The sequence below is a fragment of the Sphingobacterium sp. 1.A.5 genome (assembly GCF_002734235.1).
GTDB classification, from domain to species: domain Bacteria; phylum Bacteroidota; class Bacteroidia; order Sphingobacteriales; family Sphingobacteriaceae; genus Sphingobacterium; species Sphingobacterium daejeonense.
Genome location: NZ_PEBA01000065.1, coordinates 36,052 through 55,201, shown reverse-complemented (window position 1 = coordinate 55,201; position 19,150 = coordinate 36,052). Strand labels below are relative to the sequence as shown.

Annotated in this window: 19 protein-coding genes and 3 tRNA genes; 18 read left to right on the top strand and 4 right to left on the bottom strand. The window is 37.3% G+C overall.

Annotated elements, in window-relative coordinates; genetic code table 11:
* Nucleotides 1-33 precede the first annotated feature (33 nt).
* The 7 genes from CRT24_RS19100 to CRT24_RS19070 all read left to right on the top strand — a co-directional run bounded on the left by CRT24_RS19100 (nt 34) and on the right by CRT24_RS19070 (nt 6,670).
* On the top strand, nt 34-549 hold the full coding sequence (locus tag CRT24_RS19100; protein ID WP_171017518.1) for a DUF2480 family protein: 516 nt from the start codon (nt 34-36) through the stop codon (nt 547-549).
* Between the two features lie 30 nt (nt 550-579).
* Entirely contained in the window at nt 580-1,371 is a 792-nt protein-coding gene (locus CRT24_RS19095) for a DUF3108 domain-containing protein (protein WP_099372694.1), read from the top strand.
* A gap of 3 nt (nt 1,372-1,374) precedes the next feature.
* A complete protein-coding gene (locus tag CRT24_RS19090; RefSeq protein WP_099372693.1) occupies nt 1,375-1,941 on the top strand; it encodes a DUF3109 family protein in 567 nt (188 codons plus the stop codon).
* Between the two features lie 53 nt (nt 1,942-1,994).
* On the top strand, nt 1,995-2,969 hold the full coding sequence (locus CRT24_RS19085; protein ID WP_099372692.1) for a polyprenyl synthetase family protein: 975 nt from the start codon (nt 1,995-1,997) through the stop codon (nt 2,967-2,969).
* Between the two features lie 3 nt (nt 2,970-2,972).
* Nucleotides 2,973-4,028: a TerC/Alx family metal homeostasis membrane protein gene (locus CRT24_RS19080; protein ID WP_099372691.1), complete on the top strand. Its 1,056-nt coding sequence runs from the start codon at nt 2,973-2,975 to the stop codon at nt 4,026-4,028.
* A 129-nt stretch (nt 4,029-4,157) separates the two neighbouring features.
* Nucleotides 4,158-5,339, top strand: a complete 1,182-nt coding sequence (locus tag CRT24_RS19075; protein WP_099372690.1) for an aminopeptidase C — start codon at nt 4,158-4,160, stop codon at nt 5,337-5,339.
* Nucleotides 5,340-5,440: 101 nt separating this feature from the next.
* Nucleotides 5,441-6,670, top strand: coding sequence for a thioredoxin family protein (locus tag CRT24_RS19070; RefSeq protein WP_232046182.1), 1,230 nt, complete (start codon nt 5,441-5,443; stop codon nt 6,668-6,670).
* Nucleotides 6,671-6,977: 307 nt separating this feature from the next.
* On the opposite strand, the gene CRT24_RS19065 is transcribed toward CRT24_RS19070, so the two are convergent.
* A complete protein-coding gene (locus tag CRT24_RS19065) occupies nt 6,978-9,125 on the bottom strand; it encodes a prolyl oligopeptidase family protein (protein ID WP_218962667.1) in 2,148 nt (715 codons plus the stop codon).
* Between the two features lie 102 nt (nt 9,126-9,227).
* Here CRT24_RS19065 and CRT24_RS19060 point away from each other — a divergent pair, with 102 nt between their 5' ends.
* From CRT24_RS19060 to CRT24_RS19030, 7 genes are all read left to right on the top strand, one after another.
* The gene (locus CRT24_RS19060; RefSeq protein WP_099372688.1) at nt 9,228-9,983 is read left to right on the top strand and encodes a UDP-2,3-diacylglucosamine diphosphatase; all 756 of its coding nucleotides are present in this window, start codon (nt 9,228-9,230) and stop codon (nt 9,981-9,983) included.
* On the top strand, nt 9,965-10,528 hold the full coding sequence (locus tag CRT24_RS19055) for a Crp/Fnr family transcriptional regulator (RefSeq protein WP_099372687.1): 564 nt from the start codon (nt 9,965-9,967) through the stop codon (nt 10,526-10,528). The genes CRT24_RS19060 and CRT24_RS19055 overlap by 19 nt, the downstream gene beginning before the upstream one ends.
* Before the next feature lie 69 nt (nt 10,529-10,597).
* Nucleotides 10,598-10,927 carry a multidrug efflux SMR transporter gene (locus tag CRT24_RS19050; protein ID WP_099372686.1) on the top strand — a complete coding sequence of 110 codons (330 nt, stop codon included), beginning with the start codon at nt 10,598-10,600 and terminating at the stop codon, nt 10,925-10,927.
* 89 nt (nt 10,928-11,016) lie between these two features.
* Complete coding sequence (gene prfA / locus CRT24_RS19045) at nt 11,017-12,090, top strand: peptide chain release factor 1 (protein WP_099372685.1); 1,074 nt, start codon at nt 11,017-11,019, stop codon at nt 12,088-12,090.
* Nucleotides 12,091-12,163: 73 nt separating this feature from the next.
* Nucleotides 12,164-12,237, top strand: a tRNA-Asp gene (locus CRT24_RS19040).
* Between the two features lie 53 nt (nt 12,238-12,290).
* Nucleotides 12,291-12,364, top strand: a tRNA-Asp gene (locus CRT24_RS19035).
* Nucleotides 12,365-12,416: 52 nt separating this feature from the next.
* Nucleotides 12,417-12,493: transfer RNA gene (locus CRT24_RS19030), tRNA-Asp, on the top strand.
* A 70-nt stretch (nt 12,494-12,563) separates the two neighbouring features.
* Here the strand turns inward: CRT24_RS19030 and CRT24_RS19025 are convergent.
* Complete coding sequence (locus tag CRT24_RS19025) at nt 12,564-12,791, bottom strand: (4Fe-4S)-binding protein (RefSeq protein WP_099372684.1); 228 nt, start codon at nt 12,789-12,791, stop codon at nt 12,564-12,566.
* Nucleotides 12,792-12,906: 115 nt separating this feature from the next.
* On the opposite strand from CRT24_RS19025, the gene CRT24_RS19020 reads away from it, so the two are divergent.
* The 3 genes from CRT24_RS19020 to CRT24_RS19010 all read left to right on the top strand — a co-directional run bounded on the left by CRT24_RS19020 (nt 12,907) and on the right by CRT24_RS19010 (nt 15,128).
* Nucleotides 12,907-13,266, top strand: coding sequence for a DUF4870 domain-containing protein (locus CRT24_RS19020; RefSeq protein WP_099372683.1), 360 nt, complete (start codon nt 12,907-12,909; stop codon nt 13,264-13,266).
* Nucleotides 13,267-13,457: 191 nt separating this feature from the next.
* Entirely contained in the window at nt 13,458-14,039 is a 582-nt protein-coding gene (locus CRT24_RS19015) for an RNA polymerase sigma factor (protein WP_099372682.1), read from the top strand.
* 15 nt (nt 14,040-14,054) lie between these two features.
* Nucleotides 14,055-15,128 (top strand): S1C family serine protease, encoded by a 1,074-nt coding sequence (locus tag CRT24_RS19010; RefSeq protein WP_232046181.1) that lies wholly within the window; start codon nt 14,055-14,057, stop codon nt 15,126-15,128.
* A 402-nt stretch (nt 15,129-15,530) separates the two neighbouring features.
* Here the strand turns inward: CRT24_RS19010 and CRT24_RS19000 are convergent, their stop codons facing one another.
* Nucleotides 15,531-16,166 carry a peroxiredoxin gene (locus tag CRT24_RS19000; protein WP_099372679.1) on the bottom strand — a complete coding sequence of 212 codons (636 nt, stop codon included), beginning with the start codon at nt 16,164-16,166 and terminating at the stop codon, nt 15,531-15,533.
* A gap of 259 nt (nt 16,167-16,425) precedes the next feature.
* On the opposite strand from CRT24_RS19000, the gene CRT24_RS18995 reads away from it, so the two are divergent.
* Nucleotides 16,426-17,562: an acyl-CoA dehydrogenase gene (locus tag CRT24_RS18995; RefSeq protein ID WP_099372678.1), complete on the top strand. Its 1,137-nt coding sequence runs from the start codon at nt 16,426-16,428 to the stop codon at nt 17,560-17,562.
* A gap of 85 nt (nt 17,563-17,647) precedes the next feature.
* On the opposite strand, the gene CRT24_RS18990 is transcribed toward CRT24_RS18995, so the two are convergent.
* Nucleotides 17,648-19,150, bottom strand: coding sequence for a RagB/SusD family nutrient uptake outer membrane protein (locus tag CRT24_RS18990; RefSeq protein WP_099372677.1), 1,503 nt, complete (start codon nt 19,148-19,150; stop codon nt 17,648-17,650).

Here is a 19,150-nt window from a genome sequence, read left to right as displayed (position 1 = left end):
AATAGTTATCCAGCTTTTTTTATTTTTATAGAAATGGACATTCAAGAAAACATCATAAATAAGGTTGCACAAAGTGGATTGATCACTATTGATTTAGCCAACCATGCTCCGAAGGCACCGATTGAGATCTATGACATCAAGGATAATTTATTCCATGGCTTGATTTTAAAGGAGAAGGACTTCCGAGAATTTATTAAGACCCATGATTGGTCTCTATATAAGGATAAGCACATTGGCATTGTATGTACCGCTGATGCGATAGTCCCTACATGGGCTTATATGTTATTATCTACTAAATTGGCTGATTATGCGCTATCTATTCATTTTGGTGATGAAGAATATGTCCGCAAGACTTTATTCGACCATGCCTTATCGACATTGGATTACAGCCAATATCAAGATCAACGTATAGTTGTTAAAGGTTGTGGTGATATTCCAGTTCCAGAGTCAGCTTTTGTTACATTTACTACTCAGTTGAGTAAAGTTGCAAAAAGTGTGATGTATGGAGAGCCATGTTCCACTGTTCCAGTATTCAAGCGAAAATCTTAAACTTTCCTCTATAATTGCTGTCAAAACTGTATGAAAAGAATTATTTCATTTATCCTTCTGAGTATGATGCTGACTACGGTTGGCTTTGCCCAGACATTACCTTATTTAAAAGATCCGACTTTCCAACCTGGTGAGGTCCTGAAATACAAGTTAAGATATGGTTTTATCTCTGCTGCGACAGGCACTCTTTCTGTACAGAAGTCCAAATATAGTTTTGGTGTAAACGATGCTATCCATTTATCTGCTTTTGGGCAGACCTCTGGGGCCTTTTCAAAATTTTATACCGTTAAAAATCAGTATGATTCATATATTGATCAATCAAATTTTTTGCCGATTTTATATACGGAGAATATTCGCGAGAACAATTATCGCCGTGTAGAATATGCGACTTTTGATCATAAGATCAAACAGGTAAAGGGGAAGAAAGGAACTTTTAAGAGTCCTACTGCGCAAACCTTTGATTTAGTTTCTGCCTATTATTTTTCTAGGAACCTAGATTTTTCAGGTTTAAAATCTGGGGATAAATTTAAGATTACATATTTCTTAAATGATGAGGTTGCACAATTAGGCGTAGAATATATCGGTGTTGAGAAGGTAAAATCTGTGTTGGGTGAATTGGAGTGTATCAAGTTAAGTCCAGAAATTTCTCCTGGAAGAATCTTTAAAAAGAATAGTCGTTTGTATCTTTGGGTTACCAATGATGGCAATCGTATTCCTGTTAAGGCTCAGGTTGACATCTTAATTGGTTCGGTTACCATGGATTTAGTTAGTGCCGACGGCCTTAAATACCCATTAGGGAAACGAGTTAGTTATTCAAAATAAAAAATGATAGAAGTAGGAAATGTCCTTGTTCATGAGGATATCATCAACAATGACTTTGTATGTAATTTGAGTAAATGCAAGGGAATTTGTTGCATTGAGGGTGATGCTGGAGCTCCATTGACTGAGTCTGAGACCAAGGTTTTGGCTGATATCTATCCAAAGGTAAAGCCATATTTGACTGATGCTGGTATAAAGGCTATTGAGGCTCAGGGTACTTCGGTCGTTGACGCAGACGGGGACCTAACCACGACATGTGTTGACGGGAATAAAGAATGTGCCTATGTGACATGGGAAAATGGGATTACCAAGTGTGGGATTGAAAAAGCCTATGAGATGGGCGATGTTCAATGGAAGAAGCCTATTTCATGTCACCTCTATCCTATCCGAGCTACGCATTATCCTGAGTTTGATGTTTTACATTATGATCGCTGGTATATCTGTAAAGATGCATGCAGTTTTGGTCAAGAATTGAAAATTCCAGTCTATAAATTTCTGAAAGATCCCTTAATTCGTGAATATGGGGAAAAATGGTATCAAGACCTTGAAAATACCTTAGCTTCTAAAGCATAATTTTAGTATTTTTATTGCGATTCAGATTGGACTAACGGTCTTATACCCAATACATGTTAACATTAGACGAAATACAGCTGCCTATAAAAGAACATCTCAAGCGCTTTGAAAAGACATTCAAGGCTTCTATGCAGAGTTCAGCCCCCTTATTAGATCGTATTACCCGCTATATAATTAAGCAAAAAGGAAAACAGATGCGTCCTATGTTTGTTTTCTTTTCAGCTGGAGTTTCTGGAGCCATTACTGAATCTACCTACCATGGAGCATCATTAGTTGAATTATTGCATACTGCCTCTTTGGTTCATGACGATGTTGTAGACAATGCGAATGAGCGCCGTGGTTTCTTTTCCATCAATGCATTATGGAAAAACAAGGTTGCAGTTTTGGTAGGCGATTTTTTGTTATCGAAGGGTTTGCTCTTATCGGTAAAAAACAACGAGCATGACTTATTGCGATTGGCATCTGAGGCGGTTGAACAGATGAGTGAAGGTGAGCTATTGCAAATAGAAAAAGCTAGGCATTTAGATATTGAAGAATCTATCTACTACGATATTATCCGGAAAAAGACAGCTTCTTTGATAGCGTCCTGTTGTGCTATTGGTGCATCATCTGCAGGTGCAGATCAGGAAACCATAGAGAAACTGAGGTTGTTTGGTGAAAAAGTGGGGATTGCTTTTCAGATTAAAGATGATCTTTTTGATTTTGGACTGGATGATGTAGGCAAGCCAGTAGGAAATGACATCAAAGAAAAGAAGATGACATTGCCATTGATCCATTCGTTATCTACCGTTGATAAGAGTCAAAAAAGAAAGATTATCAACCTTGTTAAAAATCATAACGAGGATTCACAAAAAGTAGCAGAGGTTATCAACTTCGTCAAAATAAATGGCGGATTGGATTATGCTACGGAGCAAATGCTGAAATATCAACAAGAAGCATTTGATATATTAGATACCATTCCTAACGGAGGAGAGTATAAAAAGGGATTAGAACAATTAGTACGTTACACTACAGAAAGAAAAAAATAAAACATGAGCCACGAAGCACTTTTTATGATCGGATTTATAATATTTATAATTCTGATGCTAGCAATAGATTTGGGTCTATTTTCTAAAAGTGACAAACCAGTATCTTTAAAAGTTGCCGCGATCATGAGTGCAATATGGGTAACTTTTGCCCTTTTATTTGCTCTCTTGCTATATTATTGGGGAAACGAACTTCATAATGTACATGATATTGCTCGGCTCAAAGAAGTCGTCGCCAAGCATTTTCATAATATTACCATTAATGAAAATGATCTTGCCGCCAGTTTACAGATTTACAACAAAAACTTAACCATTGAGTATTTGACAGGTTACGTTGTTGAATATGCGCTTTCTGTGGATAATATCTTTGTCATGGTACTTTTATTCAGCTCATTTGGTATTCCTGAGAAATACTATCACAAAGTGTTGGTTTGGGGTATCCTTGGAGCTATCATCATGCGTTGTATCTTTATCTTCGTTGGTGCAGCCCTAATTACGAAGTTTGGTTGGATTCTTTATGTATTCGGAGCATTCTTAGTGTATACAGGATTTAACATGTACATAAACCGCAACAAGGAGGAAGAAGTTGATCCTGAAAACCATCCCGTTGTTAAGTTTGCTTCCAAGCATTTTAAAGTAACCCATAAGCTTGACCAAGGAAGATTTTTCCATATTGAGAATGGTGAAAAATACATGACTCCATTATTCTTGGTATTATTAGTAATTGAGTTTACAGATTTAATTTTCGCGGTAGACTCTATTCCAGCGATATTTTCAATCACTAAAGACCCATACATTGTATTTTTCTCCAATATCTTTGCGATTTTGGGATTAAGGTCGATGTTCTTCTTATTGATCAATATTATCCACAAATTCCATTATTTGAAAGTTGGATTAGCTTTCCTATTAATTTTCATAGGATTAAAGATGTTGTTGCACAGTTATTTGAAAGACTGGGGCTTCACCACTACACACTCATTGATTGTCATTGTAGGTATTCTGGCCTTGAGTATCATCGCATCTTTGGTATTTCCGAAGAAACAGGATTTTGACAAAGCTTAATTTCAAAAAATTTTTGAGGTCTCAAGTTGAGGCCTCTTTTTTTTGTGCTAATAATTTTACACAAACCGCCTTTGTGCGAGATTATAAATTGATAAATTCGTGCACAATTAAAAAAAATAAACAAATCATATGAATTGGAGTAAATCTATTCTAATTGCTGCGGCATTCTTTGCAGCAACACAGGTTCAAGCTCAAGACAACCTAATAAACTCCCTAAAAGGCAATGCCAGCGACAACAGCAAAGAGGGATTCAAATTTACAGAAGTTATCAATTTAGGGAAGACTTCAATCAAGGACCAAGGGTCATCAGGGACTTGCTGGTCATATTCAGGAAACTCTTTTTTGGAATCAGAGATGATTCGTATGGGCAAACAGCCAGTTGAGATTTCACAGATTTATACGGCACGCAACACGTATGTTGAGAAAGCAAAGAACTTCGTACGCCTGCACGGTAAGCAAGCGCAGGGTGATGGCGGACAATTACATGATGTATTGACCATATTCAGGAAATATGGTGCTGTTCCTTATGAAGTTTATACTGGGTTACCGGAAGGTCAGACAAGGAATAATTTCAGCGAGATGAGCCCAATTTTGCAATCTATTACTGAAAGTGTAGCCGAGAGCAAGAAACCAACCAAAAATTGGCTTAAAGCATTCACCGGCGCTATGGATTCATACTTAGGTGAAGTTCCAGAATCATTCGAATACAAAGGCAAAACTTATACTCCAAGAACTTTCGCTGATCAAGTGATCGGTATCAATCCAGATGATTATGTAGGAATCTCTTCGTTTGAGGAGCATGCATACTATAAACCATTTGTGCTTTTGATTCCAGACAACTGGTCATTTGAGAGCTTCTATAATGTAAAGATCAATGATCTGACAGATATTATTGACCACGCACTAGAAAAAGGTTTTACAGTAGCTTGGGCAACCGACGTTTCTGAAAAAAGTTTCAGTTGGAAGAATGGAGTTGCATTTGTTCCAGAAAAACCGATTGAAAAAATGACGAAAGAAGAAATTGATGTATTGTTCAATGGTCCAAAACCAGAGGCTAAAATCACTGCTGAACAAAGACAGGAGGCATTTGACAATTATGAGACTACCGATGACCATGGTATGCATATCGTAGGAATCGTAAAAGACCAGACTGGAAAGGAATATTATATCGTGAAAAACTCATGGGGAGTATCCAATGACTATCAAGGCTACATGTATGCTACAAAAGAGTTTGTAAGATACAAGACCATTTCTTTAATGCTTCACAAAAAGGCTTTGGATAAAAATATGCAAAAACAGCTAGGAATTTAATCTTAATTAAAAAACCTAAAAAGTCCCGAACAATATCGGGACTTTTTCATTTAAATAATTAACTTAGTATTATTAGAATACTTGGTTTATAAACACTGATTATGAAAAAACTACTTTTATTATTATTCACTATTCCCTTCTTGGCCGTTGCTCAGGAACCCGGAATAACATTTGAGCACAATACGACTTGGGCGAAGGTTAAAGAAAAAGCTAAAAAAAAGAACAAACATATTTTCGTTGATGCTTTTACGACTTGGTGTGGTCCATGTAAATGGATGGCTGCTAATATTTTTCCGCAGGAGAAAGTGGGTACCTTCTTCAATGAGAATTTTGTGAACTTGAAGATCCAGATGGATGAGACAGAAGGCGACAATGACGATGTTAAATCATGGCGCAGTGAAGCGAAGAGATTCGCTAAAGACTACCGTGTAAATGCCTATCCGACGTTCTTGATTTTCAATCCAGATGGAGAATTGGTTCACCGTATTGTTGGAGGTGCAGAAGCCGATCAATTTATTGCTATGGCAAAAGAAGGTCTAAACCCTGACACTCAATATGAGACCTTGGTTAAGAAATTCAATGCAAACCCTGGAGATAAGGCGATTGCTAAAGCAACAGCTTCTGCAGCAGTGAAAGCATATGACCGTGACCTTACAGCCAAAGCTGTGGAATCATTGATCAACAATTCTACTCCTGAAGAGCTGATGGCTGATGATATGCTTGCCATAATTACCAAAAACATTGGCAAACCAGGCTCTAAAGCATTCAATACTATTCTTGAAAACAAAGCTAAAGTAGATGAAAAACTTGGTGCAGGCAAAGCTGATGAGGTATTGGCTATTGCAGTTATCAACAATGAGGTTGCTCCTATCGTTTTAAAATCTGAAGAGGATATTTTTGATAAAACTATCGATGAGGTAAGCAAAAAATACCCGAACGTGGAACTTACTAACATTGCTGCAAGTTTCAAGACAAACTACTATGCTAGAAAGAAAAATTGGCCAGCATTTAGAGATGCAGTTCAAGCGTATATCAATCTTGACCCTTCTAAAGTTAGCCCTAGTCAATTAAACTCATTTGCATGGGCAATTTTTGAAAACTGTGATGATCCAGCATGTGTTGAATCTGCACTTGCTTGGAGTAAAAAATCATTGGAAGGCGAACAAGAACCGGCATTAATGGATACTTACGCTAATTTGTTGCATAAAGTAGGCAAAACTAAAGAAGCAATCGAATGGCAAGAAAAAGCAATTGCTGCTGTTGATGAAGCTAGCAAAGCTGAATATCAAGCTACCCTTGAAAAAATGAAAAAAGGTGAACCGACTTGGTAATTTTAGACATTAGACAATAGACATAAGACATTAGGCTTTGTATGATTGATATTAAATAAGGGCCAATAATGGCCCTTATTTTATGGGATAGATTTTATGGAAAGCAAGGGTATTTCCTGCGCCTAACATGTTATTCATATTTAAGAATTATTATTTAATATATTTCGCCCTGCCCATTCTAATGTCTTGTGTCTTGTGTCTTAGGTCTAAATCAAACTATGCTCGCCCTGCCAATTCTAATGTCTTGTGTCTTATGTCTTGTGTCTAAAAACAAAATGGCTCGGATTTTCGTCCGAGCCATTTTGTTTTATTTCACCTCCTTATAACCAACGTTCATGTTTTGGAACATAAATGACCATTTATCGGTCTGTTCGGCAATGACCATTGCGGTAGATTTTCCGGCGCCATGGCCAGCTTTGGTATCGATTCTGATTAAGACTGGATTTGTGCCTTTATTGTATTCTTGCAATCTCGCGGCGAACTTAAATGAGTGCGCCGGTACGACACGGTCATCGTGATCCGCCGTTGTTACCATTGTTGCAGGATAGTCAGTTCCTTGCTTCAGTGCATGGTAAGGTGAGTATTTCAACAGGTAATTGAACATCTCAGCATTGTCATCGGCAGTACCGTAATCGAATGCCCATCCAGCTCCTGCCGTAAATTTATGATAACGAAGCATATCCAAAACACCCACCGCAGGGAATGCTACTTTGAATAATTCAGGCCTTTGGGTCATTGATGCACCTACCAATAGTCCTCCATTGGAACCACCAGATATAGCTAACTTTTCTGAGGATGTATATTTCTCAGAAATCAGATATTCAGCAGCAGCAATGAAGTCGTCGAATACATTCTGTTTCTTGAGTTTTGTACCTGCTAAGTGCCAGTTTTCGCCATATTCACCACCTCCACGCAAGTTGGCTACAGCATAAACACCGCCTTGTTCCAATAAAAGAACATTACTGATACTAAATGATGGAGTTAAAGATATGTTGAAACCTCCGTAGCCATATAGCATGGTTGGATTGGTACCATCCAATTTTATTCCTTTTTTATAGGTAATGATCATAGGTACTTTGGTTCCATCTTTTGAAGTATAGAAAACTTGTTTTGATTCGTATTTGGTTGGGTCAAATTGTACTTCTGGTTTTCTGTAGATTTCAGATTTTCCGGATGCAATATCATATTTATATATTGTCCCTGGATTCACATAGTTTGTGAAAGAATAATACAGTTCTTTATCATCCTTCTTAGCTCCGAATCCACCGGCAGAACCTACACCTGGAAGCTCGATAGCATGCTCAAGTTTACCATTTCGGTCATATTGTTTCACAAGGGAAGTTGCATCTTTAAGATAATTTGCGAATATTTTTCCACCTCCTAAAGATGGGCTCAATACTTGTTCTGTTTCAGCAATCAGGTCTTTCCAGTTTTCAGAAGTTGGAGTAGCAACATTTGTTTCAACAATACGGCCATTAGGAGCATTCAGTTCTGTATAGATCAACAATCTATCGCCATCATTATCCAGGATGTAGTTGTTTTTTTCAATATTACCGACAACTGTCACGAACTTTGAATCAGGTTTTGAAAGGTCTTTCAAATACAGTTCATTTCCAGAAGTTGAGTTCGCTGCAGAAACGACCAAGAAACGTTCGTCTTCAGTCAATCCGGCACCAATATATCTCCTAGGTGTTTCTGGCCCTCCAAACACTAATTCATCCGTATTCTGTGGGGTATTAAGTTTATGGAAGAAGAGTTTGTGTTGATCAGTCATTGCTGATAGAGCCGACCCTTCTTTAGGTTTATCATAAGAACTATAATAGATACCATCATTCCCACGCCATGCCATGCCGCTGAACTTAACATTTTGCAAGGTATCACCAACGATTGATTTATCTTCAGCCTTTAGGATGATTACTTTTGTCCAATCTGAACCTCCTTCGGAAATTTGATAAGCCACCAATGAACCATCTTTGCTAAAAGATACACCTGCTAATGAAGTTGTGCCATCACTAGACAATTTATTTGGGTCAAGAAACACTTCTTCTTTTCCATCTTCACCTTTTTTGCGATATAGGACACTTTGGTTCTGCAAGCCATCATTTTTATAGAAATATATAAAATCACCTTCTTTAAACGGTGCTGATACTTTCTCATAATTCCAAAGATGTTCCAATCTTTTTCTGATGTTTTCACGGAAAGGGATTTGGCTAAGGTAATCTTCAGTTACTTCATTTTCTGCTTTTACCCAATCTTTGGTTTCTTGGGAAAGATCATCTTCCAACCATCTATAAGGGTCTTCTACATCAGTTCCGAAGAAATTGTCTTTTTGTTCGATTTTTTTGGTCTGAGGATACTGTTTCACACTAATATCAGCTTTTGATTCAATTACTTTTTCTTGTTGACATGCGGTAAGTCCGAATACAAGCACGCCAAGGCTTAAATATTTCATCATTATTATAATATAATTAGTCCATAACAAAACTAAGGAATTATTTTACTCTACGAAATCTACAAATCTTGTTAATAAGTAATTATAATGTTAGTTTTGACTCGCATGAATACAAGAAATAAAATATATTTTGCTTCTGATTTCCATCTTGGTTCCTACCCGATGGAAAATTCCAAGATTAGGGAACAACATATTATTTCTTGGTTGGACTTCATAAAAAAGGATGCATCTGAGCTGTATTTGGTAGGAGATATTTTCGATTTTTGGTTTGAATATAGCACTGTAGTTCCGAAAGGTTATATTCGATTCTTGGGAAAATTGGCTGAATTGGCTGATTTGGGGATAAAAATCACCTTGTTCAAGGGTAACCATGACATGTGGATGTTTGGGTATCTGAAAGATGAGCTAAATGCAGAGATTGTATCGAATGAAAAAATCTTAGATCTGAACGGAAAGTCATTCTATATTCACCATGGTGATGGTTTGGGTCCTGGCGATGCCAAGTATAAATTTCTAAAGAAAGTTTTTAGGAGTCCGGTTTGTCAATGGTTATTTGCTCGACTTCATCCAAATCTGGGCATTGGGATTGCCCAACGATGGTCAAAACATAGCAGAATATCAAACAACAGTGAAGAACAGTTTTTGGGGGAAGAAAATGAATGGTTGATTGTTTATGCCAAAGAAATATTGGAGCAACAGCATTATGATTATTTTATTTTTGGTCATAGACATTATCCTTATGATATATTGCTCAAGAACAACAGTAGGATTGTTAATCTCGGAGAATGGATTAATTTTCACACCTATGCAGTTTGGGATGGTGAAGAATTAAAGCTTGAAAAATGGAATTCAGAGAAATAGTAAATGCTGTCTACACCTTGAATGATGAACATTATTCACTTTTAGAGGGTATCTCTGAGCTTATTGAAGTTCCAAAAAATCAGACCGTTATTTATGCAGACAAAACAAGTCCTTATCTCTATTTTCAAAAAGAAGGTATTTGCAGAATATATTACCACAAGGAAGAAAGAGAAATTATCCTAGGTTTCACTTTCCCTGGTGAAGTTCTCATCTCACTAAACAGTTATATTCATCAAAAACCGGGTTATGAGACCATCCAGACATTAGAGAAGTCTCAATTATACAGGATTTCAACTCAGAAACTTCAAGAATTATATAAATCTAATAATGAAATCTGTAATTGGGGTCGCCGCTTAGCAGAGATTGAAGCATTAAAGATTGAAGAAAGATTGATGTTAAGGCTTTTTAAATCATCATCGGAAAGTTATGAAGAGCTGTTAAAAAAGGCTCCCAACATTACCAACCGGATCAAATTGGGCTATATTGCCACTTATCTAGGGATCTCTCAAGTTACCTTAAGTCGAATTAGAGGGATAAAAAAATAATTTTTTAACATTTGTAAAAGGTTTCTGTTTAAATTAAGAGGACATTTGCCCCTCATATTTATTTTAAACATGAATTGGATATTATTGATTATAGGCGGTCTATTTGAAGTCGCCTTTACTTATTGTATTGGCCGTGCGAAAGATTCGAGCGGCAACGAAATGTATCTTTGGTACCTTGGTTTTCTGGTTAGCGTAACTATTAGTATGGGTTTGTTGATCAAAGCCACCAGCACATTACCCTTAGGAACTGCTTATGCCGTATGGTCTGGTATTGGAGCCGTAGGAACTGTTTTAATGGGTATTTTCTTCTTTAAAGAGCCTACAGATTTCTGGCGTATCTTCTTTATTATGACTTTGATTGGTTCTATCGTGGGGTTAAAAGCAGTTTCTTCGCATTAGTACTTTAAAAGCGCATAAAAATCTTTATTTTTGTCGATTAATTATAGTGACCGAACACATTTTGGTTTATCTATATACATGCAAAAATTATGTTAGAGAAACTACAAGCAATAAAAGAGCGCTGGGAAGAAGTTGAAAGAGAGTTAAGCAATCCGGATACCATCAGCGATATGAAGCGTTTTGCAAAATTGAACAAGGAGTACAAAGACTTGAGCAAGATTGTGGAACAATACCATATTTACAAGAATATGGTTAGCAATATCGACACCAATAAGGATATTTTAATCAATGAGAAGGATCAGGAATTGAGGGAGATGGCCAAAGAGGAGTTAGATATTTTATATACTGAGAAGGAGGAGAAAGAAGAGGAGATTCGCTTAATGTTGATTCCAAAGGATCCGGAGGATGCTAAGAATGCTATTATTGAGATTCGCGGAGGTACAGGAGGTGATGAGGCTGCATTATTTGCTGGGGACTTATACCGTATGTACACTCGATTTTTCGAGACGAAAGGTTGGAGAAATGAGGTTATGGATGTCACCGAAGGAACTTCTGGCGGTTATAAAGAGGTCATCTTAAAGGTCATTGGAGAAGATGTTTACGGTCAATTAAAGTATGAATCTGGAGTTCACCGTGTTCAACGTGTTCCAGACACAGAGACTCAGGGTCGTGTTCATACATCAGCGGCTTCTGTTGCGGTTTTGCCTGAAGCGGAAGAGGTGGACGTAGAATTGAACCCAGGAGATATTGAGATGCAAACATCACGATCGGGAGGTGCTGGTGGTCAGAACGTGAACAAGGTAGAAACTAAGGTTCAGTTGACGCATAAGCCATCGGGTATTGTTGTTGTTTGTCAAGTAGAGCGTTCACAGCTTGCTAACCGTGAGTTGGCGATGGAGATGCTTCGCAACAAATTATATGAGCTTGAGGTTCAGAAAAAACACGGGGATATTGCCGCCAAGCGTAAGACAATGGTTTCGACGGGTGACCGTTCGGCAAAAATCCGTACCTACAACTACCCTCAGGGACGTGTGACTGAGCACCGTATTGGATTGACGATGTACAACCTTCCGTCTATTATGGATGGTGATATTCAGGAGATTATCGATGCATTGCAGTTTGCTGAGAATGCTGAAAAGATGAAAGAGGGCGCTGTAGAGTAAGATTTTTGAAAAATTTATTAGCAGATAAGGAAATAAACACTATATTTGCACACCTTCTAAAAAGAAGGGAAAGGGTCTGGTAGTTCAGCTGGTTAGAATACATGCCTGTCACGCATGGGGTCGCGGGTTCGAGTCCCGTCCAGACCGCTAGAAAAAGCGAAGCCTTGCTTCAAAGAGTTCTTTTTAATTTTAAGATTTTAGGTCTGGTAGTTCAGCTGGTTAGAATACATGCCTGTCACGCATGGGGTCGCGGGTTCGAGTCCCGTCCAGACCGCTAAAATTAAAATGAAGCACAGCTTCAATTTGTTCTTTATTACATATTTTTTGGTCTGGTAGTTCAGCTGGTTAGAATACATGCCTGTCACGCATGGGGTCGCGGGTTCGAGTCCCGTCCAGACCGCCAAAAAACAAAAACCTTGAAAAGATAATTTTCAAGGTTTTTTTGTTTTTATCGGTTTTTAAATCGCTGCTCCTTAATTGTTATGGAGTTCATATTGCAATGCCCCGGAAGGACATCGATTTATCTGATCGACTAATTCTTGGGTGGTTGCATTTTCCGGTTTTACCCAAGGTCTAGATCCAGGATCATACACTGCAGGCAACATATTGACACATACTGCAGAATGGATACATTTTTTTGGTCTCCACAGAACGGTAATTTGCCCGTTTGGGTGATCATATTTAATAATTTTCTCCTCCATAATTTTCCTTTTACAATTAGCAACAAACATAGTTTATGTTTTGTTTCTAAAATAGGTTTTGGGGAAAAATCAAAAATTTTATCTTAATTTTAATCAACATTATAACCTTAATCTTATGGAAAATCCACAAACACCTCTAGAGAATGGCGGGAGCAATTCTGTGAACGATGGTAAAAACATTGCCATAATCGCCTATCTCACCATCATTGGTCTTATTATTGCCTTTGTATTGAACAACGAGAAGCGTAATGATTTTGCGACCTATCATATCCGTCAGTCATTGGGTATCTTCTTAACCTTATTTGTAGGAGGTATATTGCGCTATATCCCACTAATAGGTTGGTTGCTTTCCATTGTTGTTGTTATTTTGATGGTCGTATTATGGATTGTTGGCGTGATCAATGCTGCCAATGGAAATAAGAAGCCTGTTCCAATTTTGGGGGAATATTATAACAGTTTATTTTCAGGATTGTAGAGTCCACGATATAAAAACTTGTTTAAGACACCCGCTGAATAGGTAGGTGTCTTTTGTTTTTAAAAAATTTTAATAGATTTCATATGGCATTGTTAATCCATAAAAAATCTCTTACGTTTGGAAACGAAATTGTAAATAAGAAAAAAAATAAAGATTCTTGGGTTACTATTTGAAAATAAGGGTATTAATAAGTGAGTAAAATAAGGCAAATATTACCAAAAACCCGCGATGACAGGGAGTTACTAGAAGGTTTACGCAGTGGGGACAACTCAGTTATATCCTACATATACAAAACTTGTTATCCATCTGTCTCGCATCTAATAACTGGAAACAATGGTTCCGAAGACGAAGCCAAAGATGTTTTTCAAGAAGCGGTTATGGTATTGTATGACAAAGTTACTCATGAGAACTTTGAATTAAGCAGCAAATTAAGTACGTTTCTTTATGCTGTGAGCAGGAGATTATGGCTGAAGCAGATAAACAAAAGAGAAAATGCAATGGGTACCTCGGACTCCGGTGGTTTGGAAATTGCAGATGTTGAGAGCGATGTTCAGATTCATCTCCAAAAAGAACATGAGTTTGCCAAGATGGATTCTGCAATGAATCAATTAGGCGAACCCTGCCAAACTATCTTAAGAGATTTCTACATTCGTAATAAGTCGATGAACGAAATCTGCGAGAAATTTGGCTACACAAATACTGATAATGCAAAGACTCAGAAGTACAAATGTTTACAACGATTGAAGAAACTGTTCTTTGATCAAAAAATCTGATTAGCAATAGTTGACATGAGACAGCAGGAATTTTTAGAATTAGCAGACCGCTACCTCAATGGGCAAATGAGTCCTAAAGAAAGGGAAGAGTTCGAATTATTGTGCAATCAAGACCAAGAGTTGAATGCTTTATACTTATCGCATGCAGAATTCGTGCAGACCATGAAGCGTCACGATGCCCGCGCTGAGTTCAAGAATCAATTGGCTACGACTATACAAGAACAACCTTCTGCCCCTATCATCGTACGTATGTGGAAGAAATTGAAGATAAATGCTGTTGCAGCTGCGGCTGTTGCTGTTCTTTCTTCATTAGCTACGCTGTATTCAACCGGATACTTTTCGACACTGCGTAGGACCAATTCTGATTATAGTGCGCTTAAAAGAGAGATTAACAATGTTAAACGCAATGTTAATGCTCACAACAATGCCATCCGCAATATCAACAATAAAGAAAATACGCCTAAGGACCCTTTACAATTTGGAGCAACAGGATTTATGTTGACGAAAGATGGTTATGCAGTAACTAATTATCACGTTGTTAGTGGAGCGGATTCTATACATCTACAAAACAGTAAAGGAAATTCATTTAAAGCTTCAGTAATCTTTACAGATCCTGAAAAAGATTTAGCGATTTTACATATTTCGGATTCTAGTTTTGCAGCTCAAGCACCAAACATTCCATATACATTCAAAAAGCAGAATATGGATTTAGGTGAAGGAATCTATACGATTGGTTACCCACGTGATGAAGCTGTATACGGTGAGGGATATTTAAGTTCTTCAACTGGATATAGCGGTGATACCACAGCCTATCAAATTTCTGTTCCTGTAAACCCGGGTAATAGTGGTGGTCCTGTATTGGATAAAAACGGAAATATCATCGGTATTATCTCCGGGAAACAAAAAGGTATAGACGGTGCAGCTTTTGCGATCAAAACTAAAGCACTGATCGAAACATTGAACAGAATCCCTGAGGAATCTTTAAAAGGAAATATTGTATTAAACAATAAAAACAGCCTATCAAATTTACCGCGCACTGAGCAGATCAAGAAGTTGCAAGACTACATCTACATGGTGAAGGTATACTAAAAATAAATTGGACTTTTGTATCAAACGAGGTGTTACGAAAAGTAGCACCTCGTTTTGTTTTTCGGCACAATTAAACAAAACAAAATATATCTCTTTGATTTTAAACAACTTATTCGGTATATTTAATAAAAATTAATAAAATCATATATGAGGACCTTCTGGACCTATTTTTTCATTTTCTTAGCCCTGGTTGTTTTTATTCAGGTTTTTCAATACTTCTCATCAAACAATACATTTGAACTTAATTACTCTGTTTTATTGAAACAGGTTTCATTGGTATTTTTGATTGCTTTGATCACTTCTTACATCGTACCTCGGAAAAAGAAAAATCCCTTCAAAGAAAAAGCCAACTGATCACAGCTGGCCTTTATTATATTCTATTAAATGATTTTTAATGGATAACTATTTGTTGGGTTGAGGCGTTGTTCTCAAATAAGGCTTTATTTCTTTAAATCCTTTAGGGAATTTCGCAGGAATATCTTCTGTTTTGATTGCCGGTACCACAATTACATCCTCCCCATCATTCCAATCTGCAGGTGTTGCCACTTGATATTGATCCGTAAGCTGCAAAGAATCGATCACCCGCAGAATCTCATTAAAGTTTCTTCCTGTTGATGCTGGATAGGTCAATGATAATTTAATTTTCTTATCTGGGCCAATAACAAATACAGAACGCACTGTTGCCGTTGCGGAAGCATTCGGATGGATCATATCATATAATTCGGCAATATGTCTATCCTCATCTGCAATGATCGGAAAATTAACTTCTGTATTTTGGGTTTCATTGATATCTTTCACCCATTCATTGTGATCTTCGACTGAATCGACACTTAATGCCAAAACCTTAACATTTCTTTTATCAAATTCAGACTTCAATTGCGCTGTTCTGCCAAGTTCGGTCGTACATACAGGAGTATAATCAGAAGGGTGGGAATATAACACTGCCCATTTGCCATCTATATAATCGTAGAAATCAATATCTCCTGCTGTTGTTTTAGCTTGAAAGTTTGGTGCTTCATCACCTAATCTTAAACTCATATCTTAATTGTTTATAATGAACAAATTTATTTACTCTACCAATATAGTAGATTTTATTGAAAAACGCAAAATTGAAAATTTGAAACTTCAAATCTTACACTCTCTTTACTAAAAAATACACTTAACTATATAACGTTCAAGCGAGAACATTGGTTTAGTAGAATTTAAAAAATTCTTGATATGAGCATTTATTTTTTGAATTTATTATGCTTGCATAACATTATTTAATTATATTTGGTTATACCATATAAACAATCATATGAATTTCGAACTATCAGAAGAGCATAAAATGATTCGAGATGCTGCTCGTGAATTTGCACAAGAGCTTAAGCCCGGAGTTATAGAGCGGGATGAAGCAGCAAAGTTTCCCACAGAATTTGTAAAGAAGATGGGAGAATTGGGGTTTATGGGGATCATGGTTCCCGAGGAATATGGTGGTGCAGGAATGGATACGATGGCTTATGTCTTGGCATTGGAGGAAATTGCTAAGATTGATGCTTCCGCTGCAGTTATTATGTCAGCTCACAATTCATTGGTCCTTTATGGACTAAACGAATTTGGAACTGAGGAACAAAAGCAGAAATACCTTAAGTCTCTAGCTTCTGGTGAGAAATTGGGAGCATTTGCTTTATCAGAACCAGAAGCGGGATCTGACGCTTCATCACAGCACACGATGGCTGAAGATAAAGGAGATTATTATTTGTTGAACGGCACCAAAAACTGGATTACCAATGGAGGGAATGCAGATATTTATATTGTCATTGCACAAACGGACCCAGAAAAAGGCCATCGGGGCATCAATGCCCTAATCGTTGAAAAAGGAACTGAAGGCTTCAGCATTGGTCCTAAGGAAAATAAATTGGGGATCCGGAGTTCGGATACACATTCTTTAATGTTTTCTGATGTCAAGGTGCCTAAAGAAAATAGAATAGGTGAAGATGGTTTTGGATTTAAGTTTGCCATGAAAACATTGGATGGCGGAAGGATTGGTATCGCAGCACAAGCTTTGGGGATTGCTGCTGGGGCATATGACCTGGCTTTAGCTTATTCCAAAGAAAGAAAGACTTTTGGAAAACCCATTTCTGATCATCAAGCGATTCAGTTTAAACTGGCAGACATGGAAGTGGATATTGAGGCCGCCAGATTGCTGACCTATAAAGCGGCTTGGACAAAAGACCAAGGATTACCTTATGGAAAGGTAGCTGCCATGGCCAAGCTGAATACCTCTGAAGTGGCTATGAGACATACGGTTGAGGCTGTACAAATCCACGGAGGTTATGGATACGTAAAAGAATATCATGTAGAAAGATTGATGCGTGATGCGAAGATTACACAGATCTATGAAGGAACTTCAGAGATTCAGAGACTGGTAATCGCAAGAGAAGTTTTGAGATAGAACAGGTATAATTAATAATAAACAATAGTGACTAAAACAAAAAGCCGGGCAATTGCCCGGCTTTTATTGTATTGTTAATTTTTACCTACAAAGGATTTTGGACAACAACACCTAATGTTCTGTCGATTTCACCTTGAGGGATTAAGAATTGCCATTCTTTAGCGCCAGCAGGGACAGAGAATTCTACTGCCAAAGAAGCGATATGGTTGGCTCCATTTCTATTTAATGGCAGATTTAATCTTTTTAAATCATAAAATCTGAAACCTTCTCCCCATAACTCAACTCTTCTTTGAGTCAAGATCTCTTCAATTAAATTTGCACCAGTATTTGTAGATAAGGTGTAGTTAGCATCTCTAGTCTTAGCTAATTCTAACAAAACTTCTTTTGCTTGATTTTCCATTCCTGCAGTTCTTGCCAAAGCTTCAGATTCGATTAAAAACATCTCCGAAGCACGCATGAACATCAAATCACCATTACTATTTCCAGGATTTGGAAGGGTGAATTTTCTGGTCATATACTGTTTACGAACTCCACTTGCTGCTAATGGGAAGCTATTGTCTGCTCCAGTTGGGTCCCATAATCTTTTTCTAACATCTGTACTAGAGATTTTATCGTACAATAGAGAGTTGATAGCTTTTGGGTTACCACGAGTATTGGTTGAGCTAAAGTTACCAACATATGCGTAAAATGAATAGAAATAAGTAGGTTGATCTTCTCTTTGGTGTATACCCCAAATCCATTCTGGATTATCAATATTAACAAATGAATTCAGATATTGATTTTGGGTCATCAAAGTATAATCCGCACGCGCTTCTTTAGCAAATTTTGCTGCAGCGACATAATCTTGCTGAGTCAAAGCAACTCTTGCTTTTACCCCTTTTGCAACATCGATATTTAAGTGGGATACATTTGGTCTAGAAGCTGCATTTCCAAATAATGCAATTGCATCATCCAAATCTTTGTTAATTTGACCATATACTTCTTCTACAGTATTTCTTGGTTTAGCACCTTTTGTTCTTTCCAGAATCAACGGAAGACCTAAACCTGAATTATCACCACCTTTTACATATCTGTTTCCAAATAATTGGATCATTTGGAAATATGACCATGCTCTATAGGTTAAAGCTTGTCCTTTAATGAAGTTTTTGTCTTCGTCTGGTCCTACTGCATTATCAATATTATTAATGATTTCATTGGCATTACCAATTAATGCATAATAAAAGCCGTAATTGAATTGGTTAATCGACGAAGTTGCACTTCTATGAGATTGCCATTTATATTCAGAAATGAACCATCCATTAGCTTGGGCAGTCATTACAAAATCTTCACCCAACGCGTCCATATAGATCATGTTTCCTGATTGTCCACCTGCTGCTTGATTGCTATACCATTGGTAATACATCAATCTGTGCATACCATTAATTGCTGAATATGCATTATCAGTAGTTGCAAATACGATTTCAGTGTTAATCATTTCACTTGGATCCTTTTGCAAAGCATCCTTTTTACACCCTGTAAACAACAGGAGTGCTGTAAATACTGTCCCTAAAACAGGCAGCTTTATATTTGTATTATTTAATATTTTCAT

Excerpts from the sequence above, each read along its gene's own strand:
- CRT24_RS19100 (WP_171017518.1), top strand. The coding sequence starts at position 34 with ATGGACATTCAAGAAAACATCATAAATAAGGTTGCACAAAGTGGATTG.
- CRT24_RS19095 (WP_099372694.1), top strand. The coding sequence starts at position 580 with ATGAAAAGAATTATTTCATTTATCCTTCTGAGTATGATGCTGACTACG.
- CRT24_RS19090 (WP_099372693.1), top strand. The coding sequence starts at position 1,375 with ATGATAGAAGTAGGAAATGTCCTTGTTCATGAGGATATCATCAACAAT.
- CRT24_RS19085 (WP_099372692.1), top strand. The coding sequence starts at position 1,995 with ATGTTAACATTAGACGAAATACAGCTGCCTATAAAAGAACATCTCAAG.
- CRT24_RS19080 (WP_099372691.1), top strand. The coding sequence starts at position 2,973 with ATGAGCCACGAAGCACTTTTTATGATCGGATTTATAATATTTATAATT.
- CRT24_RS19075 (WP_099372690.1), top strand. The coding sequence starts at position 4,158 with ATGAATTGGAGTAAATCTATTCTAATTGCTGCGGCATTCTTTGCAGCA.
- CRT24_RS19070 (WP_232046182.1), top strand. The coding sequence starts at position 5,441 with ATGAAAAAACTACTTTTATTATTATTCACTATTCCCTTCTTGGCCGTT.
- CRT24_RS19065 (WP_218962667.1), bottom strand. The coding sequence starts at position 9,125 with ATGATGAAATATTTAAGCCTTGGCGTGCTTGTATTCGGACTTACCGCA.
- CRT24_RS19060 (WP_099372688.1), top strand. The coding sequence starts at position 9,228 with ATGAATACAAGAAATAAAATATATTTTGCTTCTGATTTCCATCTTGGT.
- CRT24_RS19055 (WP_099372687.1), top strand. The coding sequence starts at position 9,965 with ATGGAATTCAGAGAAATAGTAAATGCTGTCTACACCTTGAATGATGAA.
- CRT24_RS19050 (WP_099372686.1), top strand. The coding sequence starts at position 10,598 with ATGAATTGGATATTATTGATTATAGGCGGTCTATTTGAAGTCGCCTTT.
- prfA (WP_099372685.1), top strand. The coding sequence starts at position 11,017 with ATGTTAGAGAAACTACAAGCAATAAAAGAGCGCTGGGAAGAAGTTGAA.
- CRT24_RS19025 (WP_099372684.1), bottom strand. The coding sequence starts at position 12,791 with ATGGAGGAGAAAATTATTAAATATGATCACCCAAACGGGCAAATTACC.
- CRT24_RS19020 (WP_099372683.1), top strand. The coding sequence starts at position 12,907 with ATGGAAAATCCACAAACACCTCTAGAGAATGGCGGGAGCAATTCTGTG.
- CRT24_RS19010 (WP_232046181.1), top strand. The coding sequence starts at position 14,055 with ATGAGACAGCAGGAATTTTTAGAATTAGCAGACCGCTACCTCAATGGG.
- CRT24_RS19000 (WP_099372679.1), bottom strand. The coding sequence starts at position 16,166 with ATGAGTTTAAGATTAGGTGATGAAGCACCAAACTTTCAAGCTAAAACA.
- CRT24_RS18995 (WP_099372678.1), top strand. The coding sequence starts at position 16,426 with ATGAATTTCGAACTATCAGAAGAGCATAAAATGATTCGAGATGCTGCT.
- CRT24_RS18990 (WP_099372677.1), bottom strand. The coding sequence starts at position 19,150 with ATGAAAATATTAAATAATACAAATATAAAGCTGCCTGTTTTAGGGACA.